This window comes from Paenibacillus sp. CAU 1782 (assembly GCF_054551715.1).
The window spans coordinates 162,406-189,305 of sequence record NZ_JBTOLL010000008.1 but is presented as its reverse complement, the minus strand read 5'-3'; the positions used below and the strand labels follow the sequence as shown (position 1 = coordinate 189,305).

Sequence of the window (26,900 nt, the reverse complement as noted above, 5' to 3'; positions counted from 1 at the left end):
CACTAATTCACACTTACCTTATTGGATTAGTATAGTATATCTTCAAAGCAATAACAACCTTAAAATTATAACCTAACCTTGTTAGCGAATGGAATACAATGCTCAACTAAATTCATTTTGGATGATACGCGATCGCCTAATCCTCTACCATGACACGGATCACAAAAGCAGGTGGCTAACCGCAAGTTAAATGATTATGATCACATTTAAACAGTGAGTTTATTCCTCTGATTGTTAGGGAATTGCGACTTCATGCATAAAAAAATAAGCTGACCCCCTGATGCGAAGTCAGCTTAAAAGCTTATTTCTAACATCCGCTTTTCTACTAAAACGTGCGAGTTTTGTGACTTGATCCTCTTCCGTTTCCGTTCTAAACTGGTAGAATCTACAAACCGTACTGGAGGAGCTAACAATGAAGACCTGCATCATCGGAATTGACCTTGGCGGCACTAACATAAAAGCAGCACTCTACGACCTCTCCTTTCATTGTCTCGTTGAGCGGATGATTGATACGCAAACGGACCGCGGGCCGGAGCATGTGCTGAATCGCATCGCAGCATTGGCTGAAGAGATGCTGGCCGAGCTGGGATTTAGCCAAAGCCAGGTTGCCTGCATGGGGATGGGCATCCCCGGCTTGCTGGACCCTGTAAAGGGATATTCCGTTTTCTCTCCAAATTTCCCGGGCTGGAGCAGCATTCCGGTTGTCGATATTATGCGTCAAACCTTTACTTTTCCTATCTACATCGATAATGACGTTCGGGTCAACTTATACGGAGAATGGCGCTTCGGCGCAGGAGCCGGCTGCCGCAATCTGGTGTTGTTGACGCTGGGTACCGGACTTGGCTCCGGCATCGTCATGGATGGGCGCGTGCTGTATGGCGCAACATCCAGCGCGGGCGAGATCGGCCACATGAATATGTACCGCGAAGGACGGCCCTGCAGATGCGGAAGCTCCGGCTGCCTGAGCCGTTACGTATCGGCGACAGGCATGGTCAATACATTCAAGGAGCAGCTTGCCGCGGGAAGAACAAGCCTTGTCGCGGAATGGGTGAACGGTCAAACGGAAGCCATCACTGCTCGTTTGATTTCGGAAGCCTATGATCAAGGGGACGCCTTGGCTTCCGAAGTGCTGCGGGAAACGGGAACGCTGCTTGGCTTCGGACTAAGCAATGTAATCAATTTATTCAACCCGGAACTGATCATCATTGGCGGAGGCATGTCCGCGGCAGGCGAACGGCTGCTTCAGCCAACCCGTGAAGCCGTTGCCGCCCATGCGCTGGAGATGCCACGCGAAACCTGCCGAATCGTTACCGCCCATCTCGGCGGCAAAGCGGGCATGCTCGGAGCAGCCGTTTACGCCCATGAACGCAGCCTCGGCAATTGGGGCCACAAGGAAAATACGCTATGAAGCATATTATGATTGTGGAAGACGACATCAAAATCGCCGAGTTACTGAAGGAGCATATTCAAAAATACGGCTATCGGGTCTCGGTGGCCGAAAAATTCGATGCCATATTGGAGAGCTTCCAGTCCCTGGAGCCGGACCTCGTGCTGCTCGACGTTAATTTACCCAGCTATGACGGCTTCTACTGGTGCCGCCAAATCCGCACCGTGTCCACCTGTCCCGTTTTGTTTATATCGGCGCGGGACGGCGAGATGGATCAGGTCATGGCGCTGGAAAACGGCGGCGACGATTATTTGACGAAGCCGTTTCATTACAGCGTGGTTATGGCCCGAATCCATAGCCATCTGCGCCGGGCGTATGGCGAATACTCCGGAAAAAACGAGGAACGAGTGGTGGAGCTCGGAGGTCTCAAGCTTTATACCGAACGGCTGGAGCTGCAATTGAGAGAAAGCCGGGTTTCGCTTACGCGCAAGGAAGGCGATTTGCTGGAGGCGCTCATGGAACTGTCTCCCCGCATCGTCAGCCGCAGCTTTCTACTGGAAAAGCTTTGGGATGACCAGTCTTATGTCGACGAAAATACGTTAAATGTCAACATTGCCCGCACGCGCAAAAAGCTGCAGGAGCTCGGCATCGAAGATACGCTCGAGACGGTGCGCAGCGCCGGCTATCGCTTGAATCTCCCTGATGAAAGTGGGGACAGCCATTGAGTCTGTTTTGGCGGGAGCACAAGCTGCTGATAGCGGTTCAATTGCTCCAGTTCGGCATGGTTGCCGGCTTGTTCTGGCTGGACGGCTACCGCAACCTGCCGCTTGTTTTTTATGCTCTGTTCCTGAGCCTGCTTATAACAGCGGGTTATCTGCTCTATCATTATGTTAGCCGAAGGAACTACTATCAAAAGCTGCAGCAGCCCTTGCAATCCCTCACGGATGTATATGAAAAGCTGGGCTCATCGCCTGCAGCCGAAGCGCTGGAGAACATGCTGCATCAGCAATACCAGCTGTACCAGCAGGAAATTCACAAGCTCAGGCGGCAGCAGGAGGAACATCTCGTTTTTATGGATCAATGGGTGCATCAGATGAAAACGCCGCTATCCGTTATCGAGCTTACGCTTCAACAAGACGATTCGCCAGGCGTCGAAAGCATCCGCGAGGAGCTGGAACGTATGCGCTCCGGGTTAAGCACGGTGCTTTACATGGCCCGTTTGCGAGGCTTTCGGCAAGACTTTCATATCAAAACCGTGAATTTGGCCAAGCTTGTTCGGGAGGTTGTCCATGATAACAGGCGGCTGTTTATTCTTCAGGGCGTCTTTCCCGAGGTTAAGGAGGAGGATTCCGGGCTGGTAGCGGAAAGCGATGAAAAATGGCTATTTTTTATGCTGTCCCAAATCATTGGCAATGCCGTCAAATATTCGCGCAGCGAAGGCGGAAAAGTGACGATATCTCTATTGAAGCAAGACGGCTGTCCCGCTATTTCGGTGCAGGACAGAGGCATCGGCATTCCCGCTGCGGATCTGAATCGGGTATTTGATCCTTTTTTCACCGGTCAGAACGGTCGCGGCATGCGGGAATCTACGGGCATGGGGCTTTTTCTGGTTAAAGAAGCCGCCAAGCATTTGCATCATGATGTGCAGGTGGAGTCACGGGAAGGCGAAGGCACTACCCTCCGGCTCCTGTTCCGGTCCGGTCAAAGTCTTACAAATCTGTAATACAGCCGAAAGGAAAATCGATAGCGGCAATTACTCTTTCGTCCCTATACTGAAACTACAAAATGAGGATCAGACGAAAGGAGTTAAACCAAATGCTGAACATGAATGAAGTAGGCAAAATTTATTCCGGCAAAGTGCCCTATCAGGCCTTGTCGGATATCAGTTTAACGATAGAGAAAGGTGAATTTGTAGGCATCATGGGGCCGTCCGGGAGCGGCAAAACAACACTGCTGCAAATTGCGGCCACAATCGATAAACCCACCTCCGGGTCAATCCGCTTTGACGGACGGGACATCACCATGCTTAAGCGACAGCAGCTGGCGGAATTCCGCAGAAGAGAGCTGGGCTTTATTTTTCAGGACTTCAATTTGCTTCCCACGTTGACGGTTGAAGAAAACATCGTGCTTCCGCTTACTTTGGAGAACGCCAGCGTCAAAAGCATGAAAAGCAAATCCGCCGCAATCGCGGAAAAACTGGGCATAACCGAGATTCTTAACAAAAGAATCTTTGAAATATCCGGCGGACAAGCCCAGCGCACGGCGATCGCCAGAGCCATGATTCACGAGCCAAAACTCCTGCTTGCGGATGAGCCGACCGGCAATCTGGACTCCAAGTCGGCGCAGGACGTCATGGAGATGATGGAGCTCATCAATCGTACCGAGCGCACAACGACGATGCTTGTTACCCACGATCCCGTTGCGGCCAGCTATTGTCATCGCGTTGTGTTTATCCAGGACGGGAAGCTTTATACCGAAATTAATCGCGGCGACAACCGCCAGCACTTTTTCCAAAAAATAATCGACACGTTGTCGTTGTTGGGGGGACGTTCCGGTGACCTTTCGCCAGTTCGCATTCCGTAACGTTTTCCGCAACAAAAGGCTGTATGCCGCTTATTTCCTGAGCAGCATGTTTTCCGTCATTGTCTTTTTCACCTTTTCCATCTTTGCCTATCATCCGGATATCGACCCAACCTCCTCCGATAACACGGCGGGCGGCCCGCTATCCGTGGCCAAATGGATCATTTATGTCTTTTCGTTTTTTTTCGTGCTGTATTCGATGAGCGCGTTCCTGAAATCCCGATCAAATGAATTCGGCCTGCTTATTCTGCACGGCATGTCGCCGCTTCAGCAGCGCCGCATGATTTTTCTGGAAAATATCATCATCGGCTTTAGCGCTACGATCGGCGGGATTGTCCTGGGTACGGCTTTTGCCAAAGGCATTTTGCTGCTGGGCGAAAATGTGCTCCAGTTGGATGGCAAACTGGATTTTTATTTCCCTTTCAAAAGCATCTGGCTTACGCTTCTGTCCTATTCCATTCTCTTTATTGTCATTTCATTCTTTACTTCGGTTGTATTGAGACAGAAGGAACTGATCGATCTGATCAAGGGCACAAAGCGCCAAAGGCAAGAACCTGCAAGCTCCATCTGGCTTTCTCTAATGGCTGCGGTTATGATGGCCGTCGGTTATTGGCTTGCGCTAAATCCCCAAGGATTGCAGACGTTGGCCCTGCTTCCGCTGATCGCGCCGCTGGTCATTATAGCGACTTATTTTCTGTTCACCCAGCTTAGTGTCAAAATCATTCAAAGCCTGAAAAAAGAAAAGCTCTTTTTCTGGCGGGGACGGAATATGATTCTGTTGTCGGATCTCAGCTATCGGATGAAGGACAACGCGCGCACCTTTTTTCTGGTCGCCGTCGTTTCCACCGTATCGTTCTCCGCGATTGGCGCTTTATATACGGCAAAATCGATGTTGAGCGATGGGTTTAAGGGCGCCCAACATTATGTAGTGGACTATAGCTCCAAAGCCGGAAATGAGCTGGAGCAAGAGCACGTCGCCAAGATTCAGCAGGAGTTGGACAAGCAATCTATTGATTCCCATCTGATGGACATACCCCTAAATTATTATACCGTCGAGGGGGCGGAGTCGCCTGTAGCCATCATCAATCTAAACACGTACAATGCTTTTGCCGAAGCGATGCACGAGCCGCCGCTGCAATTAGCCGATAATGAGGTTGTACTGGTTAACTACGGTTTGATGACGGCTCATCGAAACCAGGAACTGCTAAACATGAGGCCTCTCATGCCGGACGGGGCGTCAACCCCGATTGTTTCGCCGCTGGAATCGATGGCGCTGCCTCGGGAAAGAGGATACCTGGTGGCATCCGACGAGCTTTATGCCGGCTTCCGGAATCCCGTTGCCGTCAGCCATTATTACATGTGGCATACCCCTTCCCCGCAGAAAGGGGCGATCAAGGCGGGCGAAAGCCTGGCTGGCCAGTTCCCCAAATACAGCAACTTTCACAGTTATTCAGCGCCTGCTTACGAGGAACGTACTATGAATGCTACCTACGCCCCTCTGCTGTTTATTGGTTTGTTTGTAGGCATCGTCTTTTTTGTATCCGCTGGAAGCTTTCTGTATTACCGCCTGTACAGCGATCTGGATGACGACAAGGCCAAATTTAAGGCCATTGCCAAGCTGGGTCTCGGCGAAAAGGAACTAAGCTCTATTTTGACCCGACAGCTGGCCATCTTGTTTTTTGCTCCAATCCTTGTCGCTTTGATCCATGGAGCGGTGGCCTTAACCTCTTTATCCAAGATGATGGAATACTCCATTTTTTACGAGTCGGTCACCGTGCTTGGCATTTTTCTGGCGGTACAGGTGATTTATTACCTGGTCGTCAGGCATCTGTACATTAAGCAGATCATGTCGGCGTTATAGCATACCGCGAAGTACACTGATCTCCGCCTCATAGGCTGGATTAAAGGAATCCGACTTTACGTAATTGGCCAGGCTGCGCAGAAATTGACGTCCTTCCGGCGATGTCCCGAGTTTATCGGCATCCACGGGACAAATCAGCAGCCTGCCCTTCCCTACCCGGCACTCCAAAAGCAAACCAAGCTTATGGTTCCGTTCAAAGTTATCGATCGTTTGCACAATCGGTTGCCACGCCGCATCCAGCCCGTCCATAATAATGGATTGGGAATGAGAGACAATGTTCCACCACGGATAGTCGGAGTGGCTTTCGGTCGGGAAGTCCCGGAATACCGGATGATCCTTGTCGATCAGCAACCCCATCGTTCCGACGGGAACCTCGCGGTTCATGCTTTCCGAGATCGAACGGAACATGGGATAACACCAGAAGTCCGTGCAATAAAAACCCGGAACGGCATTGTTCAACGACTCCGGCCGCGGCATCAACAGCACGTTTTCTCCTTGCTCAAGCAAGGAAACAGCTTCATTGCTCAGCTCCGTGAACCGCTGGAAGCCGACGGCGCCTGTATGCGCTTCTAGAGCAGCATCGACAGTTTTAGTAGCCGCAACGCCTTCACCGGTAGCTTCACCAACAGCTACATTGCCATTTATGCTTTTGCCTACGCCCGAAACTTCCTCTGGATAAATCCAAAGATCGTAGGATTTGATAACGTCGGTCCCCGATATCCGCAGAACAAAGGCCGCTTTCGTCATCCCTTCGACGGCTGGCAGCTTCAATGCCAAATCACAAATATCAACGTAAGCTTCTCCAGCTTGCCCTGTTGCTTCGGCATTTCCCTCCAGCAGTATTTTGCCGTCCGCTGTGATTTCCCATGTTAAGTTAAAGCTATCCGGCATTTCATCACGGTACCACGCCAGCTCTATATGCGCTTCAAAAAGCTCGCCGGACACATAGTTGTATTTGGCGAAACGAGCCATCAAAACCGCATCATTGCAGAAGGTTCGCCATTCCTCGGGCGTAATAATACCTTTTGAATCCATAAACGCATCCAGCATACCTACCAGAGCCGTTCCTTGTCCGCTGAAATCCTGTAAATCCAGCAATTGAAAACCTGCAAGCCGCCGCGAGCGGAAAGCCGCTTCCAGCTCCTCCTTGTAGCAGGCTGCCGCAAGCCGTCCCGAGTTTTGAAAATAAGCCTGCGCCAAATGTCCAAGCCCCTTCCGCTCCAGACGTTCACGAAACATCACAAAGTTTTCCGCCTTGAGCGGCCCCGTATATTTGTGGATTTCCTCGAAGTTGGGAAAAGTCGCAAACTGTCCGATTTCATGGGATACAACCGGAATAGCGGGGATCAACTCATGAACAGCATCGCCAAGCTCCACCGTTTTGGCTTCGGTACCGAATTGAATCTGAATGGTGTCGGCCTCGCCGCTGTCTTGCCCGTCCTTATAGCCGTCGCCTCCCTTGCGAATATCGCCATCATTACGGCTGCCGTCCCTCGTATCGGATGGAACGATCTGCCCGTCATAATCCTTCATCGTGCCGGGCAGATCGGTCTGAATATGGCCCAGCGGCGCATCGCACATCGCATAGGCGCCCCGGAACAGCCGGTCTTTGGAAAACCTCACACCGCAATAGAAGTCATCATGCTCCAGAATGGTCGGCTGGAACTGATGGTTATTAGAGCCTTGCGTATATAAGCGGCGGTTATCGGTTTCCTTGTACGCCTTCAGAAAGGCATTTATTTTTTCACGGCTGCCCCATAGCTCATTGCCCAGTGAAAACATAACAAAGGATGGATGATTGCCAAACCACTTCAAAATCTGATAGCCTTCGCTAACCAAATAATCCTGCTCCGCCTGGTTGTGGTTTTCGTCGCGCTCCTCCGTAATGGTCCCCCAAAACGGGAGCTCCGGCTCCATGTATATCCCCAACATGTCGGCCGCGATAAACGCCGCCTCCGGCGGACAGCAGGTATGAAAACGGTAGTGGTTGATGCCGTAGGACTTGGAAATGGTCATCACACGAATCCATTCCTTTACATCCGTCGGCGCATAACCGGTTAGCGGAAAAATCAAGCTTTCATTTTTGCCCCGCAGAAATGTTTTTCGCCCATTAATGGTGAACTTGTCGCCGTCGGTTTGGAAAGACCGTAGCCCAAATGACAACTCTTGTTTATCCATAATATTCCCTGCGGCATCTTTTAGTCTAATCTCAAGACCATAAAGATTAGGTCCATATTCGCTCCATAATAAAGCATCAGACCCAAGGCGATAAGTAACGGACACCTCCCCGGGAGCCAGCGTCTCCGTCCAAATTGCAGCACGATGGCTTCTTTCCCCGTTCAAGCTTGAAGCCTCAGCCTCCAAAACAACATTGCTAACGCTTACAAGAATACCGTCGATGCGAACCGAGCGGTCAGCAACATTAGGGTAAAGAGCAACATCCTTGAGGTACGATTCCCCGTAAAATTGCAGTTCAATCGCACCCGTGATGCCGTTCCAATTGGTTTGGGTATCCGGAGACGTCATATGCCCGCCTTTGGTGGGGTAATCGGTATTATCAACACAAATAGTGATGGTTTGGCGCCCCGCCCGCAGCAATTCCGTCAATTCGTAAACATGTGGCGTATTGAGGCTGTCGCGCGATCCGGCTTTTTTTCCATTCACCCATACTGTCGTCCGACGGGTTCTTTCCAAGTGGAGCAAGCAGGTTTTGCCCGCCTTCTCCTGTGGAAGTTCAAATTCACGTTCAAACCATGCTCTGCCTTCAAAACGATACAGATCCGTTAACGAACCCGCCAGCTTCTCCCGATTCAGGGGCCCTTTGCAGGCATGGGAGGTCGTTCCCGGCAGCTTCATGACGTCATCATAGGGCAGCGAAGGCCCGCTTTCGTCCATTGCTACTTTCTTGTCTCCATCCAGCTTCAATTTCCAATTTCCTTCAAGACTGATTTTGGTTAACAAGTGATCACTCCTTATAAAAGTAATGATTACAATGGAATAGCATTTGCGATAAGAGCTTTCATTTTATCCGATTTTTCCTTATGCCATATTTCTTGGAGCTTAACCATGCCGGAAGCCGTCTTCCATTTGCACAACAGTCGGATTGCACCTTCCCGTACTGCGATTTTTTTGTGCGTAGCAAAGTCTATGATTCTCGCTTCATTCTCGGGGTACGGCTCCAGCAATGTAACTGCCTTGTCTCTTACCGATTTAGAATCGTGATCCAAAAAAGAAACGGCTATGTAAGATTCTGATGGACGCTGCAAAATCAGCAGATCCAATAAATACCCGATTTCGTATTTATCCAACTCGGAACTCAACAATACCTGAAGCAGCTCGACCGCCAATCCATCCACATGTTTACGCAAGTAATAATCAACGGACTTGCTCCATTCCTTATCCTCAGGTGATCCATAACGTTTCGGAATTGCGGTTCGGACGAGATCAGGCAGTAAATCTGCTGCCTCGCAGCCCAGGTTAAACACGCGGCCAAGCAATACGGTGCTTGTTGCCATGTCTTTTCTCGTCGACCGTTCACATAATAGATGAAAGGTTTGTTGGTCGGCATAAGCCAGGAAGCACAATATACGATAAAAAAGGTCCGTGTAGGGCATGAGATCTTCGCCTACGGTCAAAAGGAAGCGATATACTGAATAATCAGTTCTGTACTTTCGCAATATTTGCTTCCCGGCTTCTGTTAGCGGCTCGCCACGTAAGAAACTCATCATTTCGATTAGGTCATCGGAAGCAACGTTTAAACGTTCTAATTCAATCCGGACTAAATCAAGAAGTTGCTCCTCCATATGCTTTAGATACGGAAAACCATCCTTTATTTCCCATAATACGAAACATAGCGTTTTCGTTGTTAAATGCCGTGAATTCTCAACGGCACGCAAATAGTACAACTCGTTGTCTTTCAGTTCTTTTACCAGAAACTTCTTTTTGTAGGAAAAGTCCGCCAGAAGCAATATATACTGATCTCTGCCATACCCATATTTATTCAGAATTTCCGGAAATAATTGCTGCTTCTCATCATCAAAATGTGCTGTAGCATAACTATAGAGGCGGTTAAATCGCTCCATACTCCATTTTAGTAAAAATTGAATGAATGAATCAGAAAAAGCAACTGTATTCACCGTTTCCGCCGCCAGGAATATAGATTTGCATAACCACTTATTCATAACATGAATATCTTCCCAGTTTGCATCGTGCATGAGTTGCTGTATAAAGTCTGCATCTCGGGCTGTTTGTATGGCAACAATAATATCTTCCGCTCTAGGAGACGTCTTCAGATCCGATCTTATTTGTTGCTCGACGTAAGCTTTAAGCTGCTCTTCAAACCACAAAAGAGATTTGTCTCTTTCATGCCCAAATTTATTTAAGGATAAAGCACAGAATAACTGCCCGGCCACTGGAAACTCGTCGATACGATCAAACATCAGATCGGGCTGCCGCTCCGCAACTTCATCGAGAAATGAAACGGTATGCTGCTCGGGTATCCGGTTAAAACGATGTAATTCATCATGCTGAAGAAACCAGTTCCAAACAACGGTCAGCGGGACTTTGTATTTCACCATAATATTCAGACAACCTCTGCGCCAAAGCGCATCGTCAGTAAATCCAACACTGCATTCGAGGAAACGTTCACCTCCAACGATCAGCATAATTGTTAACCATCGGCTTATTTTTTCAGGCTCATCTTTATTTATCATCATTGATTTAGCCAATGCCCAGGCATAACTATATTGTTGGGTATTAAAACTCAAGTTGTTTGATAAATGATCCCATTTTATCGATTTAGAATTTTCCATCATCACGTGTTCGGCAACCTCATTCGCCAGATGTTCATCGAACGAAATCGATATTAAAAATTGCTCAATCATAGATGTTGTTATAATCACTTTTTTCACTTGGTCTGCTCCAGTCAATAGATATATTCATATTCATTGAAATGCATAATCGCCAACCCCCTGCTTACTCCCTTTACATTTTCGGGATTATTTCAATTTATTCCTTCTCTTTGTAATTATTTCTGCCATTTCAACTGTTTCAATGTAGACTCTTATAGCAATCGCGATACATATCCTGTCCCATAGTGACATTATCTCAGAACAGTTATACAGTGACATTATCACAGCACAATGACACAGCTTTATAACGAAGATTGACATTCCATTTTGGTTAAAACTATCATAGAAGTTAAAAGGATGGGAACTGAATCATGAGTCAAGACGATTACTTCATGAAGGAAGCAATTAGACTTTCTCAACTTGCTGTTGAGCATGGCAACGAACCTTTTGGTGCTGTGTTGGTTAAAGATGGGGAAATTGTTTTTAGTAACGAAAACCAGATCTATTCAGCTACTGATCCAACGTTCCATGCAGAGGCAGGCTTGCTTCGGAGATTCTGTGCAGAAACACATATAACCGATTTACAGGATTACACGTTATATTCAAGCTGCGAGCCATGTTTTATGTGCTCTGGCGCGATGGTTTGGACCAAGCTTGGACGACTCGTTTATGCTGCCAGTGATATTGATCTATGTGCGCTTTTAGACGAAAAAGGATGTCATGCCTCTCAAATTGTATTTGAAAACTCTGACCATAAACCTAAAGTGACAGGCGGCATATTGCGCGAAGAAAGCCTAAAGATATTGTCCAACTATTTTCCGCACAACTAAAAAGGCTAAATTTCAATCCGATCGAATAATAAAGTGCACCCCTTAGAATGGACATTGGAATAAACCTCGTGGTTTATCCGATGAAAATTCTAGGGGGTGTATTTTTAATGGCAATAGAGGGACAAAAGTTTAAACGGTAAACATACGAATAAGTGTTTTTTCAATGTCCACTGAATGGGGGCTTGACCACCTTATAGTTGCGAAGTATCCCGTTAGCGCTACTGCAGCAAAGTTTAATCGATATGATGCAAGTATTGCAGGAGCCTCTTCAGCATGACCGCCGCCTGCGCCCGCGTCGCATATCCCGTCGGAGCGAAACGTCCGTCTTCCATCCCCTTTATGATGCCGACTTCCGATACACGTGCTACCGCCGATTGCGCCCAGGTAGAAATGTGGTCGAAATCCGCGAACGAAATCAACGGACTTTCCGCTTGCATATCTCTACTGTTTGCATGGCCGGAGAAGGTTAATGCTTTATCAATAATTACGGCCATTTGCTCGCGGGTGATCGGGGCGTTGGGCGCAAAACTCTCCGCGCTAATGCCTGTTGCAAGTCTGTTTGCCACCGCCGCATTGACCACTGGGGCATACCATGCGGTCTCCAAGACATCTGAGTAATAGGAACTGTCCTCATTCTCCTTCACGGTCAGCCCCAATCCGCGAACGAGCAAGGCCAAAAATTCCGCCCGAGTAATAGTACCATCTGGAGAGAAACGATCGGCCGTCAATCCGTATACCAACAGCTTCGATGCTAAATAATCCACATCCGCTTTTGCCCAGTGTCCGGTTAAGTCGGAAAAAGTTCGAGCCTTCACATCTACGACCGTGTAGATGCTGTTATGCGGCACTTTCAGAATCGCTTCCAGCGAGCCGTCCGTCCTTGTGCTCAGACTCGCAGGAACAAAAATGATTGTTCCGGTCGCCGGATTGTACATAACTGAAACCAGGTTGCGGTTCTCAGCCCCCCCGCCAAGTCTGATCGTCCGAGCCATGTACGATTCTCCGAAATTTTGCACCTCCAACGTTTTCCCGTTTGCTTCCGCCGTCACCTTGAAATCAATGATGCCGCCGAATACGGTAAACCCTTGGGAGACGCCAAGCCTTTCAATCTCATTTCGAATATCCTCGCCGACTTGCTCCTGAATGATGCTTACGGTCATATTCGATAAGTCCGTATCGAGACGTTCCGCCAAAATATCCAGGTCGAGCGCATTTAGTTGCAATTGGTAACTCGACCCATTTAGTTGCGCCTCAATTATTGCATTCGGATAAGCCTTGGCGATCTCAGCGATCCAAGCAGCCGAAAGCTGTGTCTGCACGGTATGCTCCTGATCATTTATCACAATCGTGACAAGCGGTTCCTTTGCCTCTCTCAGAAGCTCCAGCACTTGCTCCTCCATCCTTTCAGAGAGGATGACCTGTTCGATCAGCGTGCCGTCAGAACTTTTGATTTGTTTGATGACAGACGAATCGATAATTGCGCTAATCCCGCCATTCTGATTAATTGTCACGGTGGAACTCGAAGCCGGTCGATCACCGCCAAACGACTGAGACGGTGTTGAGATGCCGGTTACGGCAATCACCTTCACCGTATCATTGCCTGCCTCGTCTCGAGCAAACACGGTATACTCGCCGTTTTCAGAGACAGTGAATCGAGGCTCGGATAAAATATCGCTACCTCCTCCATCCATGAAATCAGCCGCGTTGAGATTGCCCTTCAGCCATCGAAGCACCACCAATGCATTGCCAGCCGCTTCACCGTACACACTTGCCGCCGCTCTGATCACTTGCTGCCTCGATCCATCAGGTTCAGCCGTCAGCACAACGTCGGGTGATATCGACACGATGTAGACTCCGCTCGTATCCGGCGTCCCGAACGCCAGCGAAGCTGCCCCCCCGGAGGCGCGTACAATGCTGGCATCGTCCGGAAGCTCCAACGCGGCGGCAACTTCGATGCCATCCTCATCTACCATTCCTGCTGGAACTTTGTATTCGAAGGTCAGCTCCGTCATTGCCTCGTTATGTGTTCCCGTATATTCAGCATTGACCGTCCGAGTGTTGGAACTGGCTCCAATCCTAAGCGGAACAACCGGCGTCCCGGCAACGATAACTCCGTATCCATAGCGTACCGTAAAATGAAGGACATTGTTCGGACCATACAACTTATTGGCCGGTGCCGTCAGTTCTCCCCCCACCCATGCGGATTCGAACGTATCCATTGCTGTTCCCAATTCTGCGACGGCAGCGTCCAACTGACTCTGGGTTTGTTTCAGTGCTTCGTCGGCTATTGCTTGCGCCGCGTTGATTGCTGCCTGCAACGCGCTGCGATCGCTTGCTGAAGCTTGGCCTACGCCTGTGCCTTGTGGATGGTCAACCAGCATTTCGGTTGCATCCACCAACAAGTCCTCCAGCTCCGCGACATCTCCAGCCAGAATAATTGCGGATTCGAACGTCGACTTCGCCGTTTTCAAATTTGCGACGGCTGCATCCAACTGACTCTGGGTTTGCTTTAATGCTTCGTCGGCTATTGCTTGAGCGGCGTTGATCGCTGCCTGCAACGCGTTACGGGTGCTCGCCGACGCCTGTCCTACACCTGTGCCTTGCGGATGTTCAACCAGCATGCGGGTTGCATCCTCCAACAAGTCCTCCAGCTCCGCGACATCTCCAGCCGGAATAATTGCGGATTCGAACGTATCCATTGCCGTTTCCAATTCGGCGACGGCTGCATTCAATTGATTCTGAGTTTGTTTCAATGCTTCGTCGGCTATTGCTTGCGCGGCGTTGATTGCTGCCTGCAACGCGCTGCGATCGCTCGCCGACGCCTGTCCTACGGCTATGCCTTGCGGATGGTTCACCAGTATTCGGGTTGCATCCACCAACAAGTCCTCCAGCTCCGTGACATCTCCCGCCGGAATAATTGCGGATTCGAACGTATCCATTGCCGTTTCCAATTCGGCGACGGCTGCATTCAATTGATTCTGAGTTTGTTTCAATGCTTCGTCGGCTATTGCTTGCGCGGCATTGATTGCTGCCTGCAACGCGTTACGGGCGCTCGCCGACGCCTGTCCTACACCTGTGCCTAGCGGATGGTCAACCAGTATGCGGGTTGCATCCTCCAACAATTCCTCCAGCTCCGCGACATCTCCAGCCAGAATAATTGCGGATTCGAACGTCGACTTCGCCGTTTTCAAATTTGCGACGGCTGCATTCAATTGATTCTGAGTTTGCTTCAGTGCTTCGTCGGCTATTGCTTGAGCGGCGTTGATTGCTGCCTGCAACGCGTTACGGGTGCTCGCCGACGCCTGTCCTACACCTGTGCCTTGCGGATGTTCAACCAGCATGCGGGTTGCATCCTCCAACAAGTCCTCCAGCTCCGCGACATCTCCCGCCGGAATAATTGCGGATTCGAACGTATCCATTGCCGTTTCCAATTCGGCGACGGCTGCATTCAATTGATTCTGAGTTTGTTTCAATGCTTCGTCGGCTATTGCTTGTGCGGCGTTGATTGCTGCCTGCAACGCGCTGCGATCACTCGCTGACGCCTGTCCTACGGCTGCACCTTGTGGATGGTCCGCCAGCATTTGAGTTACATCCACCAACAAGTCCTCCAGCTCCGCGACATCTCCCGCCGGAATAATTACGGATTCGAACGTCGACTTCGCTGTTTCCAAATTTGCGACGGCTGCATTCAATTGATTCTGAGTTTGTTTCAGTGCTTCGTCGGCTATTGCTTGAGCGGCGTTAATTGCTGCCTGCAAAGCGCTGCGATCGCTTGCTGACGCTTGTCCTACGCCTGCGCCTTGCGGATGGTCAACCAGCATGCGGGTTGCATCCACCAACAAGTCCTCCAACTCCGTGACATCTCCCGCCGGAATAATTGCGGATTCGAACGTCGACTTCGCCGTTTCCAAATTTGCAACGGCTGCATTCAATTGATTCTGAGTTTGCTTCGATGATTCGTCGGCTATTGCTTGAGCGGCGTTGATCGCTGCCTGCAACGCGCTGCGATCGCTTGCTGACGTCTGTCCAACGCCTATGCCTTGCGGATGTTCAACCAGCATGCGGGTTGCATCCTCCAACAAGTCCTCCAGCTCCGCGACATCCCCAGCCGGAATAATTGCGGATTCGAACGTCGACTTCGCTGTTTCCAAATTTGCGACGGCAGTATCCAACTGACTTTGCGAGTATTGGCTAGCGTTCTGGAGAATCTGCTGCGCCGTATTGACCGCCGTCTGTAAGGCAATGTGTGTTGCCGAAGACGTTTGTCCCACGTTTTCGCCTTGCGGATGATTCGTCATTACCTGCTGAGCATTCGCAATCGCTGTGCCGAGCACCGTTGGATCTCCCGCAGGTATAATTGCAGCCATGAACGTATCAATCGCTGCATCTAACTCAGCGACTGCGACGTCCAATTCATCCTGTCGGTAAATACCAGCCTGATTATAGATTTGCCGCGCCGCGTCGATCGCGAATTGCAGAGCGCTGCGATTGCCCTCCGATGTTTGTCCTGCGTTCGTGCCTGCTGAATGAACAGAGAGTACCAGCCCCGCTTCAGTCAGCGCCGTCCCTAATGCCGCAGGATTGCCTGACCGAATAATCTGCCCCTCGAATGCCGATATCGCTGCGGTCAATGGCATTGCAGCAGTGACCAGATCGGAGACGACGGTCGCGTTCCCGATTCCGTTGACAAATGCAATGGCAACGTCATACGCCGCTGTCAAATTGCTATAGGCATTGGCTGGCACTTGTCCTACACCGGTACCCGGCAAATGATTGGCCAACGCTGTTTTGGCAGTCGCGACCGCTTGAAACAACGCCGTTCCGTCAACAAATTCGTGACCGCTATTCGCTGCATAAGTAGCTGCTGGAGAATTCGCGATTCCAAATAGTTTTAGATTCCCCGGATTGCTCCTAAAGACGTCTACCCCAAAAGATGTCTCAGCGCCTAAAACAGTTACGCTTGTCAAATTATTAGCATAGAATGCAGAGCTCTGAACAGTCGTTACGCCTGACGGGATAACCAGTCTTGTAAGTTTATTAGTGTCGAAAGCCCCTCCTGAAATGGTCTTCAAATTTTCCGATAAAGTAATTGATGTTAAATCACTCATGTAAAAAGCATAGTTACCGATCGACGTCACGCTATCCGGGAATACAACGCTCGTAAGAGGATTGTTCTCGAAAGCACTGGCTCCAATCCTTAGCAAGTTGTCGGGTAGATCTATAGAAGTGAGGCTATTATAACGAAAAGCATACGTTTGAATCTCCACCACACTATTCGGAATAACGACACTCGCAAGTTTAGGTTTAGCCGTCCCGTAGGTATCAAACGCCGATCTTCCAATCGAAGTTACCGCCACACCCGATAACGTTTCGGGAATGACCACATTCACCTCCGTACCTGAGTAACCTGTAACGGTGGCGACATTGTTGCTCGTAGTGAAAATAAATTCAACTTCGGCCGCATACCCGACTTGAATTTGCGTTAATGAAGTCCCGAACGCTATTAATGCAATCAATAAACATAATAGTGATTTTCTCATAATATTTCTCCTTTACCATTGAGCTTGTCGAATAAACGGGTACAACTTTTCATTATAGAGACGGTCAATAAATAAATAATGAAAGAAATAGCAGAATACGCGCAGCATCAAGCGATTCGGGGATTTGAATTTATGTGAAATGGATCAGAGAAATGGCAGAGATCGGGGAAATCCTTTTCTGGCAAGAATCTGCGGGATATCGGCAGGGAAATAAATCAGGAAAAAAAAAAGCGGAGGAAAAAGCCAAAAGCCAACCGACTATTACTATTCATTATACTTCTGCAGCCCGGTCAATTTGAAATAACTTCAGTTTTCCTGAAGGAGCGTGTTAATTCGAAAAAAGGCTGCCGATTAATATCGGCAGCCTTGATACTCTTCTCAATAATTATGACTCCTCACATGTACATGCAAAGCCTTAAATCTTGTAAGCCTTCATCGCTTTGCGGATTTCTTTCCAGCTTGGGCGTTTGCCGTACATCAGGACGCCTGTGCGGTAGATTTTGGCAGAAGCGTAAACCGCTCCATAGATGGTGACCAGCAGGATTGCGATGGAAACCAGTACTTCCCATGTCGGTACGCCGGTAAGTCCAAGACGAAGCGTCATGACAAATGGCGAGAAGAGCGGGATAAAGGAAGTTATTTTAACCAGCAGGCTGTCCGGCGTGCTGATGCTGAACATGGCGATGTAGAAGCCTGCCAACGAGATAAAAGTCATCGGCATTGTTGCCTGCCCCAGATCCTCCGTCCGGCTCACGATGGAGCCAACCGCAGCATAGAGGGTGGCGAACAGGAAAAAGCCGGTGAGGAAGAACACTAGCGAATATACAAGCAGCATCGGATCAATGCTGGAAAGATCAATATTGAAGCCGCTCAACGTGCTTTTATTATGCGGAAGCGACAGATTGATCAGAATAACGCAGACGTACAAGGCAACCTGAGAAAGCACGACCAGGAACATACCGAAAATTTTGCCGAACATCTGCTTAAGCGGCGCAACACTTGTGATCAGAATTTCCATGATGCGCGAGCTTTTCTCGGCCGTTACCTCGGAAGCAATCAATTGTCCGGATGTCATGATGGCAATGAACAGGAAGATGATGATAAAGTAGATCAAGCCCATGTTTACGCCTTGCTGCGCCGATGATTTGCCTTCACCGCCCGTGCTGCCGGAAGTGATTTGCAAGGTTGTGATTTTGATAGGAGCCTGAAGCATAGCCAATTGGCTGTCGCTAAGGCCCGCATCTTGCAGCGCGGTTTGCAGGCGAATATTTTGCAGCGCGGTTTGCAGAGATTCCGTTACGCTGAATTCCATCAGCTTTTCCGATTTATAGGACATGGCAGGATAGCCGTTGTCGCTCATTTCGCCAAATTCCAGATACCCGTTGATGGAGCCATTGTTAATGGCCTCCTGCAATTGCTGCTCGTTCTGCGCAGCATCGCCTTTGTCCGGGAACGCGGCCATTTGGATGCTGCTGCCTTCCACGGCGTCAAAATATGCCTTGAGGCTGTTGCCCGTTTCCGTACCCGCGTCCTGTTCGCCTTGCTGAGACTGGATATAGCCGATTTGTTTGGCACTGGACTCGCCTTTGTCAAACTGGCTAATGATATAAGGAAGATTAATGCCGATGCTAATAATGAGTGCAATAATAAGCGTTGTAATGATAAATGCTTTGCCGCGGAATTTATTCTTCGTCGTAAATCCTACTACTGTCCAGAAACTATTCATTACGCTCACCTACCGTCTTAATAAAGATTTCGTTTAACGTTGGTTCCTTGATTTCAAAACGGGTCACTTCGGACTGCTCAAGCGCATGGCGCAAAATTTCCGGTCCAACGGCCTCCGACTGGATGCCGATTTCATAGCCGTATTCATGCTTGTTAACAAAGGTTACGCCGCTGATGTCCTCAAAACCTTTTACTTCGGACCTAGCGCTCAGGATCACCCGTTCACGCGGGAAACGTCCCTTTACTTCCTTCAGATTGCCGCTAAGCACGGTATTGGACCTGTGCAGTATCGTAATGTTGCGGCAAAGCTCCTCAACGTGCTCCATCCGGTGAGTCGAAAACAGGATGCTGCTGCCGGAATCGCGCAACTCTTTTACCGTGGCTTTTAACAGCTCCACATTGACGGGATCCAGCCCGCTAAAGGCTTCGTCCAGCACAACGAATTGCGGCTTGTGGTTGACGGCAGCGATAAACTGGATTTTTTGCTGATTACCTTTAGACAGCTCCTCTACCTTTTTGTTGTAATACTCCGGTACCTCGAACCTTTCCAGCCAACGCTTCAGGTTTTGATCGGCGTCTTTTTTAGACATGCCGCGAAGCTGGGAGAGGTAAAGAATCTGGTCGCAAACCCGTACTTTTGGATAAAGACCGCGTTCCTCCGGCAAATATCCCAGCAAACCAAGCTGCTTCGTGCTGTAAGGCTGCCCATTGTAACGAATGTTGCCTGAATCGGGATAAATCAAGCCCAGAACCATCCGCATCGTTGTTGTTTTGCCAGCGCCGTTGGCGCCGAGCAGACCATAAATTTCGCCTTGCCCTACTTCAAAACTGATGCCGTTAACTGCTGTTTTGTCCGCATATTGCTTAATCACATTTTCGACTATTAATGGTTTCATTTGAACAATCCCCTCGTTTCATGTACTCTTGATCCCAAACCGTCCCGCTGTAGATGCGCTGCCAATATATCATCCAGCTCCAATGCTTGCCTGCTGGTTATATCTATGCCGTTTAACCTGCACCATTCCTCTGCATCCCAGGCTTTGCCCGTGACAACCCGGAAAGCGGAGGCTCCGACTGGTTCAATGCTGCATTGACCGGGAAGGTCTGCCAAACGGGTCGACGTAAGTCCGTCTCCCGAAACGTAAAGCGTAAACCAGTTTCCAAACAGTTCATCCTTTTCATACATGCCAAGCACTCGGCCTTGGGCCATAAATACGATATAATCCGCCAGGCGTTTTACTTCCTCAATGATGTGTGTATTCATCAAAATGGTTCTGCCGCCTTGCCCCATATACCGATGCAGCACATCAATCATCGTTTTCCAAGCGATGGGGTCCAGCCCCGACGATGGTTCATCCAGCAGAAGCAGCTCTGGACTATGGGCGATGGCAAGCGCAAATTCAAATTTGCGGCGCATCCCCTTGGACATTTTGGACATCCGCTGATTGTCGTTCACTCCCAAAATATGAAGCAGTTCCTGATATCGATTGACATTCCAGTTGGGATACCAGCCACTATAATAGCGAGCCTTGTCGCAAGCTTTCAAGTTGTCATCAAGTTTAAACGGACCTTCCGCCAGGTAGCCAATACGCTGCTTAATAAGGTGGTCGCCTTCGCCGCCTACTTCGCTTCCCAGCATCGTTACTTTACCATGATCCGGCTTGCTGAGATCCAGCGCCATGCGGAACAGCGTACTTTTCCCGCTGCCATTAGGGCCAACAATCGCCGTTATAAAACCCTCCGGTATGCCAAGCGTAATTGGCCCAATCTCAAAATTGCTTCTTTTTTGGTGTATCCCATCAAAAACAATAGCTTGTTGCTCCTCCATCCCTCTCATCCCCCTTCGCTGTATTGATTGTCTAGCGCCTCGTTAAACAATTGGTGCAATTCCTCTTTGGAACACTTTACTCGTTTTCCGGCAACAATAGCTTCATCAATGGCCTCAAGCACTCCCGCCAACCGCTGACGGTCACGCTCCTGCTCCCCGACTCGCGCCACATAGGTGCCTGTCCCCTGACGTGTTCGCACAAGCCCTTCCGTCTCCAGGTCGCTATAAACCCGCTTGACCGTTATGACACTGCATTTGACAGCCTGAGCAAGCTCGCGGATGGATGGGAGCAAGGTTCCCTCCGCCAATTGCCCGCTTACAATCAAAGCCTTGAGCTGAACTTCAATCTGTTGGTAGAGCGGCTCGGAGCTTTGCTCGTTAATTTGGATGGGCAGTCGCATCGCTTCACCCGCTTTCTAGATTATCTGTACAAATCTCTTTTTTGTATGCGGCCTATTTTCGCATTATAGCTGACTACTGCGGCTAAAACCGCTACGCCCAATGCAATTAGACTGATCCAGCCCTGTCCGTCCCTGCTTAGTTCGTATACCCTCACCAGCACAGAATACTGGACGAGATACGAAAGCAGAATGGATGTGCCTAGCAATAGAACGACGAAGATCAAACAAAACCAGAAGTAAAACTTGCCCGAAAACCCAATCTCGATATAAGTATAGATAACGGCCACCGCTATCGCGTAACTGAACCAGAACAACGAAAACAACAGATAACCGACCAGATCCAAAGGCACACTGTATAGCTGTGTTGTCATGAGATAGAAAAGAGTAAAAAAGATGCCTAACGTCGGAATTGCGTTCATTAATAACAAAAAGATGCGCCCCAATGCGACCTGACGATTCGAAATCGGGAGTATTCTCCAACCCACAACCTTGTTCGTATAATCATCGGTTTTCCAATAAAACCCTTTAACCTGCGATGACAACAACCCCAGAAGAGGAAATAGCCCCCAGGCTAGAAAGTCCATAGCCCATCCGATAAAAGAATCCAGTTCGCCGTCTTTCATAGCACTGGAGAAGTATCCTCCCAGAAACAGAAGCAGATAGAAGATAAAAAAGACGCCCATCAAATGCCGCCATCCGCCCCTTCGAAACTCTTCCTTAGCAAAATACCATGCTCCTTGCCAAGTGTTCATGCCATCACGCCTCCTATATGCTTCACACTGTTTATATACTGTATATATCTATATACACAGTATATGCACACTATACTCTCCTGTCAACCCCCTTGATAATTGCTATTGCCGTTGCCATTTCCTTTTCTATTGCCATCTCGCACATTTTCTCCATTAAAGCCAAGCTCCTTTACAAACAAAGCAGTGAACCTTCATAAATAATGGATGAAAAATGATGGATGAAAGCAAAAATTAACGATTGACTGTTAGCAAGAGAAATCTCTGCGGCACAAAGGTTGGTGTAATTGCTACGAGTGGTTTACAAACGCTAAGCAGCATTTTTTCGGTGTGCCGAATACCGGCCACATTCTTACGGACATCCGTGACCTTTAGAGCCTTTTTTTCGATCAAAAGCCCATTTTAAAGGACATCCATGACCGTAAAAGCCAAAATTCACCCCACACACACGACTTTTGAGCGTCTAAAGGACGGGGATGTCCTTTAGACGAAGACAAAGTAGCCATTTGAGGCTCTAACGGTCATGAATGACCGCTAGACAGGAGAAAGCTTGAAAGCTACCTATCGAAGTCCATTTATTAAAAAAGGTTATCATCTTCAGCAACCCCTATATAAGCAGAAACAATAGGAACAAACAACGATGCCGATTTTCCCCGCAAAAAAACAGCCGTTCCGTACAGCCTCGAACAGCTGTGCCGGAACGGCTGTTTCACCGTTGCCGATATCTCGTTTCAACTAAATATCGCATCAAATAGCGGTTTGACCTCCGCCGCAGGGTATATCACATACAAGATGAGATAAACAAAAACGCCGGTAATCGCCGTTATAAACCATATGATTGAAGTAATTCGCCCCAGTCGGCGATGCTTGACCATTTTTTTGCGGTAACCCAAAGTTATTGTCGTAATCCCGAATACCGCAGCAACCGTAGCGAGGACAATATGGAACAGCAAGAAAATAAGATAATAAGGTTTAAGTCCGTCGGGTCCGTTGTACGGCGTACTGCCGATAAACAACGTTCGTGATGCATAGATAACAAAAAAGATAATTGCCGCAATAGCGGCCCACAGCATTACGGTCTGATGCTGCTCCAGCTTGCGCTTGATGGCAAGTCGCCACCCAATGGCGACCAGCACGGCGCTAACCACGATAAAAAAAGTGCTGGTCGTCGGCATAAGCGTATTCAAATCGCTACCACTCAATCACATCACTCCATCCAGGCGCAAAAGGCTAACCTGTCCCGGACAGATCAAGCGTTTTGCAGCAAAATTGGCTAACCAGCTTCATTCCTATTGTACCGTACCGGGATTGGGCAAATCATCCTCTGTATGCTCGCGTTTAAACCATTGCCGGAAAATGTAGGCAAGAATGATGCCGTACATCAGCTCCTGCACCAGCTTCATTACAATACCGCCAAGCTGCTGGTCCTGCACCACGCCGCCCATGTAATTAAAGAAATCCGGTCCTCCGTATTCCGTCAATAGATAGGCAGTATCGCCGGGTATGCAATACCCCATCGCCGTCGCCCACACCCCGGGATCGCTGTAGGTCGCATACAGACCCGTATCCGCAAAAATAATGAGCGCGCAAGCAGGCGTCAGCAGTACCCCATTGGCAAAAACATACGCCATTCTTTTTACGTCGGTCAGCCTTGACCATTCCGGAACCGGAGATGCCACCTGCCACCACATCATAAAGGAGGCAATGAGCAGAACCAAATAATAGAGCCGATGCACAGTAAAGTTAGTCATGACGTAGTCATGCACAACGGGAACATGGTAGATTGAAAACAACATATTAAATAGAATAAGCGTAATAACAGGATGCATCAAAAAACGCAGCTTGCGCCAGAATGGATGGCCAAACAGCTTGCGCCACAGAAATGCCGGTACGGCCAGCAAAACCATCAGCGGAACAATCAAATAAGAGATTGACATATTGACCATATGAAACGTAAACATCAAATGGCCAAGCAAATTCAGCGGCCCGCCATGCGATAGGTAGAACAGAAAAGCGGCAGAAACAAACAATGTTTTTTGCCACCCGCTTGCTCCCTGCTCGTTCGGGGCGTGTTTCTCCCTCCAAGGGCCTACCAAATAGAAATACAAGATAACGATCGCAGCCATAGCAAAAAGAAACAGCGGCGTCCACAATTCCTCAAAGCTGAAATAACCCAGGATGCCAAACATCGCGATTGCACTCCTTTCGTGCTTAACGGACTTTACGCAAGAAGAGGGACCCGGCAAGGGACCCTCCTCTGTTCAATTATGCCAAGCGGCTTGCCTTACCACCATACCCAATATTCCGCCATAATGACGCAGGTAAAAACGATAAAGACGCCGGACAAGATGCCGATGACGGCGTAGCGGTGTCCGCGGTCCTTCATATGCATCCAGAAGGCCATCTGCACAAACACCTGAAGCACTGCCGTACCCAGCAAAATAATATAGATGAAGTCTTTGTTGATTTCGCCGCTGATGACAGTTGCAAACGCAATAAACGTCAGCAAAATGGAGAACAAAAAAGCAATGATATGCTTTTTGGGTCCTTCAACCTTATGCCGCCTTCTGCTTTGCTCCGGGGAGGAACCATTCGCTGCCATGCGTTAAACCACCTTTCCCATCAAATATACGACTGTAAAGATGAACACCCAGACAACGTCGATAAAATGCCAGTACATGCCCGCAACATAAACCTTTGGCGCGGTAACCACGGTCAGGCCTTTTCTCTTCAGCTGGATAATCAGCAGCGTAATCCACAGGATACCAAACAATACGTGTGCTCCGTGGAAACCGACCAGGGTATAAAACGATGAGCTGAACGCGCTGGTTGTAAAGCCGTGGCCTTCAAGTACATAGTGGTAAAACTCGTAAATTTCCAGCCCTAGAAAACCTACGCCAAGAAGAACGGTAATAATCAGCCAGTTAATCAAAGCTTTAGTTTCATGCCTATGCATCGCCTGAATGGCGAAAACGCTCGTCAAGCTGGATGTAAGCAGAATAGCGGTTGCGATGGCCACCAGCCCAAGATCAAATAAATGATCCGGAGTGGGGCCGTCCATCACTTGATCGCGAAGCGCCAGAAACGCCGCAAAGAGTGTGCCGAAAAGCACTGTTTCTCCGCCAAGGAACAACCAGAAACCAAGAACCTTATTGCGGCCTTCCAGGGTCGCTTTTTCCGGCTCGTGGGGCAATTGCCCTTCTGCATGTGTTTGCGCACTCATGCTTTTCCCCCCATATCCTTCAGAATTTCAGCCTCTTCAATATGGAAGCCGTGATCGTCGATTACGGAACGAAGCAGCATGGAAATCAGGGTGGTCAACAAGCCGATAATACCGATGAAATGCCCGGTCGTCAGCGGCGTGCCAAGGAAATGACCCCAATCCGGCGCGTACATAAACCCAAAACCTGCGATAAACAGTCCCAATCCCATAAAAAACGGAAGGATGGACGGAGATGGCATATGAATCGGGCCAATCGGCTCTGCCGGAGTCATACCGCTGCGGCCTTCCATTTTTTCTTTCCAAAAAGCATCGTAGCCACGTACAAGAGGCGTTTGAGCAAAATTGTATTCCGGCGCCGGCGAAGGAATTGTCCATTCCAACGTACGTCCGTCTTCCCAAGGATCGTATACGGCGGTTTTAGGTTTTGCAAACGAAGCAATAACATTAAGCAGGAACATAATCGTACCGATGCCCATCATAAAAGCGCCGATGGTGCTGATCATGTTCATTTCGTTAAATCCAAGACCGTCCAGGTACTGCCAGATCCGGCGCGGCATGCCCAGCAAACCAAGGAAATGCTGTACAAAAAACGTCAAATGAAAGCCGATATAGAACATCCAGAACGTCCACTTGCCTAATGTTTCATTCAATACGCGTCCGAACATTTTAGGCCACCAGTAATGCAGACCGGCAAATATGCCAAGCACCAGGCCGCCAACAATTACGTAATGGAAATGCGCGACGACAAAATAGGAATCGTGATACTGGAAGTCAGCTGGCGCCGCGGCCAACATGACACCCGTTACGCCGCCCATAACGAAGGTCGGGATAAAGCCGACCGCGTAAAGATTGGCAGTGGTGAACTTGATGGAGCCGCCCCACATCGTAAACAGCCAGTTGAATATTTTGATACCGGTCGGCACGGCAATCAGCATCGTCGCAATCGAGAACAAGGCGTTAGCAATAGGGCCCAATCCCGTTGTAAACATATGATGCGCCCATACCATAAAGCCCAGGAAGCCGATCAAAATCGTCGCAAACACCATAGAGCTATAGCCAAACAGCCGTTTGCGCGAGAAGGTACTAATGACTTCGGAAATGATGCCAAAGGCAGGCAGGATCAGAATATATACCTCAGGGTGTCCGAAAATCCAGAAAATATGCTCCCAGAGTACGGCATTGCCGCCCGCGGTTGGATCAAAGAAATTCGCTCCGAACAAGCGGTCGAACATAAGAGCCGCAAGACCAACAGTCAGTGCCGGGAAAGCAAACAGGATGAGCGCCGATGTAATAAAAGCCGTCCATGTAAACATCGGCATCCGCATAAAGGTCATGCCTGGAGCTCTCATATTAATGATCGTGACAAGGAAGTTGATGCCCCCGATCAAGGTTCCGATCCCCGCAATCTGCAGGCCCAAAACATAATAATCTACGCCATGGTTTCCGCTATACGTTGTTCCCGCTAACGGCGCGTAAGATGTCCAGCCCGCATCGGGAACGCTTCCCACTATCCAGCTGACATTCAATAGCAAGCCGCCAAAAAGGAACGTCCAGAATCCTAGCGAGTTTACAAATGGGAACGCAACGTCGCGCGCGCCGATTTGCAGCGGTACAACCGCATTCATCAAAGCGAACAGGAGCGGCATCGCCGCAAGGAAAATCATAGTGGTGCCATGCATCGTTATGAGCTCGTTATACGTATTTGCGCTTACAAAGTCATTCTGAGGCGCCCATAGCTGCACCCGGATCAGAATAGCCTCCAGGCCCCCTACCAGAAAGAAAAAGCCTCCTGCTATCAAATACAAAATTCCGATCTTTTTGTGGTCAACGGTTGTCAGCCAGTCCATAATCCCACTGTAACGCTTGACTGCATGACCATGTGCGTGAGCATGTGCCAAAGCAGGAACCCCCTTCAATCACTGATGA

20 protein-coding genes are annotated in these 26,900 nt (G+C 49.1%); 7 read left to right on the top strand and 13 right to left on the bottom strand.

Annotated elements, in window-relative coordinates; translation table 11 throughout:
* The first annotated feature begins 412 nt into the window (after positions 1-412).
* The 5 genes from ACX93W_RS17720 (at position 413) to ACX93W_RS17700 (ending at position 5,828) form a co-directional block, all read left to right on the top strand.
* Positions 413-1,408, top strand: coding sequence for an ROK family protein (locus ACX93W_RS17720; RefSeq protein WP_459393701.1), 996 nt, complete (start codon positions 413-415; stop codon positions 1,406-1,408).
* Positions 1,405-2,112 (top strand): response regulator transcription factor, encoded by a 708-nt coding sequence (locus ACX93W_RS17715; RefSeq protein ID WP_459393700.1) that lies wholly within the window; start codon positions 1,405-1,407, stop codon positions 2,110-2,112. Before ACX93W_RS17720 ends, ACX93W_RS17715 begins: the two co-directional genes overlap by 4 nt.
* Entirely contained in the window at positions 2,109-3,110 is a 1,002-nt protein-coding gene (locus tag ACX93W_RS17710) for a sensor histidine kinase (protein ID WP_459393699.1), read from the top strand. Before ACX93W_RS17715 ends, ACX93W_RS17710 begins: the two co-directional genes overlap by 4 nt.
* 92 nt (positions 3,111-3,202) lie before the next feature.
* Complete coding sequence (locus ACX93W_RS17705) at positions 3,203-3,970, top strand: ABC transporter ATP-binding protein (protein WP_459393698.1); 768 nt, start codon at positions 3,203-3,205, stop codon at positions 3,968-3,970.
* Positions 3,942-5,828 carry an FtsX-like permease family protein gene (locus ACX93W_RS17700; protein WP_459393697.1) on the top strand — a complete coding sequence of 629 codons (1,887 nt, stop codon included), beginning with the start codon at positions 3,942-3,944 and terminating at the stop codon, positions 5,826-5,828. The genes ACX93W_RS17705 and ACX93W_RS17700 overlap by 29 nt, the downstream gene beginning before the upstream one ends.
* Here ACX93W_RS17700 and ACX93W_RS17695 read toward each other — a convergent pair.
* Positions 5,823-8,789 (bottom strand): glycoside hydrolase family 2 TIM barrel-domain containing protein, encoded by a 2,967-nt coding sequence (locus ACX93W_RS17695; protein WP_459393696.1) that lies wholly within the window; start codon positions 8,787-8,789, stop codon positions 5,823-5,825. The two genes, ACX93W_RS17700 and ACX93W_RS17695, sit on opposite strands and share 6 nt — an antisense overlap.
* A 26-nt stretch (positions 8,790-8,815) precedes the next feature.
* Complete coding sequence (locus ACX93W_RS17690; RefSeq protein ID WP_459393695.1) at positions 8,816-10,738, bottom strand: hypothetical protein; 1,923 nt, start codon at positions 10,736-10,738, stop codon at positions 8,816-8,818.
* 311 nt (positions 10,739-11,049) lie between these two features.
* Between ACX93W_RS17690 and ACX93W_RS17685 the strand changes: the two genes are divergently transcribed.
* A complete protein-coding gene (locus ACX93W_RS17685) occupies positions 11,050-11,508 on the top strand; it encodes a nucleoside deaminase (RefSeq protein WP_459393694.1) in 459 nt (152 codons plus the stop codon).
* A gap of 233 nt (positions 11,509-11,741) precedes the next feature.
* On the opposite strand, the gene ACX93W_RS17680 is transcribed toward ACX93W_RS17685, so the two are convergent.
* On the bottom strand, positions 11,742-17,048 hold the full coding sequence (locus tag ACX93W_RS17680; protein ID WP_459393693.1) for a leucine-rich repeat protein: 5,307 nt from the start codon (positions 17,046-17,048) through the stop codon (positions 11,742-11,744).
* Positions 17,049-17,182: 134 nt separating this feature from the next.
* Between ACX93W_RS17680 and ACX93W_RS17675 the strand changes: the two genes are divergently transcribed.
* Positions 17,183-17,347: a hypothetical protein gene (locus tag ACX93W_RS17675; protein WP_459393692.1), complete on the top strand. Its 165-nt coding sequence runs from the start codon at positions 17,183-17,185 to the stop codon at positions 17,345-17,347.
* A 116-nt stretch (positions 17,348-17,463) separates the two neighbouring features.
* Here ACX93W_RS17675 and ACX93W_RS17670 read toward each other — a convergent pair whose 3' ends face one another.
* The 10 genes from ACX93W_RS17670 to ctaD form a co-directional block, all read right to left on the bottom strand.
* Entirely contained in the window at positions 17,464-18,774 is a 1,311-nt protein-coding gene (locus ACX93W_RS17670; RefSeq protein WP_459393691.1) for an ABC transporter permease, read from the bottom strand.
* Entirely contained in the window at positions 18,767-19,669 is a 903-nt protein-coding gene (locus ACX93W_RS17665) for an ABC transporter ATP-binding protein (RefSeq protein WP_459393690.1), read from the bottom strand. The genes ACX93W_RS17670 and ACX93W_RS17665 overlap by 8 nt, the downstream gene beginning before the upstream one ends.
* On the bottom strand, positions 19,666-20,601 hold the full coding sequence (locus tag ACX93W_RS17660) for an ABC transporter ATP-binding protein (RefSeq protein ID WP_459393689.1): 936 nt from the start codon (positions 20,599-20,601) through the stop codon (positions 19,666-19,668). Before ACX93W_RS17660 ends, ACX93W_RS17665 begins: the two co-directional genes overlap by 4 nt.
* Before the next feature lie 5 nt (positions 20,602-20,606).
* Positions 20,607-21,002, bottom strand: a complete 396-nt coding sequence (locus tag ACX93W_RS17655; protein ID WP_459393688.1) for a GntR family transcriptional regulator — start codon at positions 21,000-21,002, stop codon at positions 20,607-20,609.
* Between the two features lie 20 nt (positions 21,003-21,022).
* The gene (locus ACX93W_RS17650; RefSeq protein ID WP_459393687.1) at positions 21,023-21,754 is read right to left on the bottom strand and encodes a hypothetical protein; all 732 of its coding nucleotides are present in this window, start codon (positions 21,752-21,754) and stop codon (positions 21,023-21,025) included.
* A gap of 728 nt (positions 21,755-22,482) precedes the next feature.
* Positions 22,483-22,926 carry a DUF420 domain-containing protein gene (locus ACX93W_RS17645; protein WP_459393722.1) on the bottom strand — a complete coding sequence of 148 codons (444 nt, stop codon included), beginning with the start codon at positions 22,924-22,926 and terminating at the stop codon, positions 22,483-22,485.
* Positions 22,927-23,040: 114 nt separating this feature from the next.
* Complete coding sequence (ctaG, locus tag ACX93W_RS17640) at positions 23,041-23,940, bottom strand: cytochrome c oxidase assembly factor CtaG (RefSeq protein WP_459393686.1); 900 nt, start codon at positions 23,938-23,940, stop codon at positions 23,041-23,043.
* A 95-nt stretch (positions 23,941-24,035) separates the two neighbouring features.
* Entirely contained in the window at positions 24,036-24,353 is a 318-nt protein-coding gene (locus ACX93W_RS17635) for a cytochrome C oxidase subunit IV family protein (protein WP_459393685.1), read from the bottom strand.
* Between the two features lie 3 nt (positions 24,354-24,356).
* On the bottom strand, positions 24,357-24,974 hold the full coding sequence (locus ACX93W_RS17630) for a cytochrome (ubi)quinol oxidase subunit III (RefSeq protein WP_459393684.1): 618 nt from the start codon (positions 24,972-24,974) through the stop codon (positions 24,357-24,359).
* Positions 24,971-26,821, bottom strand: a complete 1,851-nt coding sequence (gene ctaD, locus ACX93W_RS17625; protein ID WP_459393721.1) for a cytochrome c oxidase subunit I — start codon at positions 26,819-26,821, stop codon at positions 24,971-24,973. The genes ACX93W_RS17630 and ctaD overlap by 4 nt, the downstream gene beginning before the upstream one ends.
* Positions 26,822-26,900 lie beyond the last annotated feature (79 nt).

Bases quoted from the DNA above. Each gene is read 5' to 3' on its own strand.
- ACX93W_RS17660 (WP_459393689.1), bottom strand. From the start codon at position 20,601: ATGGAGGAGCAACAAGCTATTGTTTTTGATGGGATACACCAAAAAAGA.
- ACX93W_RS17680 (WP_459393693.1), bottom strand. From the start codon at position 17,048: ATGAGAAAATCACTATTATGTTTATTGATTGCATTAATAGCGTTCGGG.
- ACX93W_RS17670 (WP_459393691.1), bottom strand. From the start codon at position 18,774: ATGAATAGTTTCTGGACAGTAGTAGGATTTACGACGAAGAATAAATTC.
- ctaG (WP_459393686.1), bottom strand. From the start codon at position 23,940: ATGTTTGGCATCCTGGGTTATTTCAGCTTTGAGGAATTGTGGACGCCG.
- ctaD (WP_459393721.1), bottom strand. From the start codon at position 26,821: ATGGACTGGCTGACAACCGTTGACCACAAAAAGATCGGAATTTTGTAT.
- ACX93W_RS17665 (WP_459393690.1), bottom strand. From the start codon at position 19,669: ATGAAACCATTAATAGTCGAAAATGTGATTAAGCAATATGCGGACAAA.
- ACX93W_RS17705 (WP_459393698.1), top strand. From the start codon at position 3,203: ATGCTGAACATGAATGAAGTAGGCAAAATTTATTCCGGCAAAGTGCCC.
- ACX93W_RS17715 (WP_459393700.1), top strand. From the start codon at position 1,405: ATGAAGCATATTATGATTGTGGAAGACGACATCAAAATCGCCGAGTTA.
- ACX93W_RS17650 (WP_459393687.1), bottom strand. From the start codon at position 21,754: ATGAACACTTGGCAAGGAGCATGGTATTTTGCTAAGGAAGAGTTTCGA.
- ACX93W_RS17655 (WP_459393688.1), bottom strand. From the start codon at position 21,002: ATGCGACTGCCCATCCAAATTAACGAGCAAAGCTCCGAGCCGCTCTAC.
- ACX93W_RS17635 (WP_459393685.1), bottom strand. From the start codon at position 24,353: ATGGCAGCGAATGGTTCCTCCCCGGAGCAAAGCAGAAGGCGGCATAAG.
- ACX93W_RS17645 (WP_459393722.1), bottom strand. From the start codon at position 22,926: ATGCCGACGACCAGCACTTTTTTTATCGTGGTTAGCGCCGTGCTGGTC.
- ACX93W_RS17630 (WP_459393684.1), bottom strand. From the start codon at position 24,974: ATGAGTGCGCAAACACATGCAGAAGGGCAATTGCCCCACGAGCCGGAA.
- ACX93W_RS17720 (WP_459393701.1), top strand. From the start codon at position 413: ATGAAGACCTGCATCATCGGAATTGACCTTGGCGGCACTAACATAAAA.
- ACX93W_RS17685 (WP_459393694.1), top strand. From the start codon at position 11,050: ATGAGTCAAGACGATTACTTCATGAAGGAAGCAATTAGACTTTCTCAA.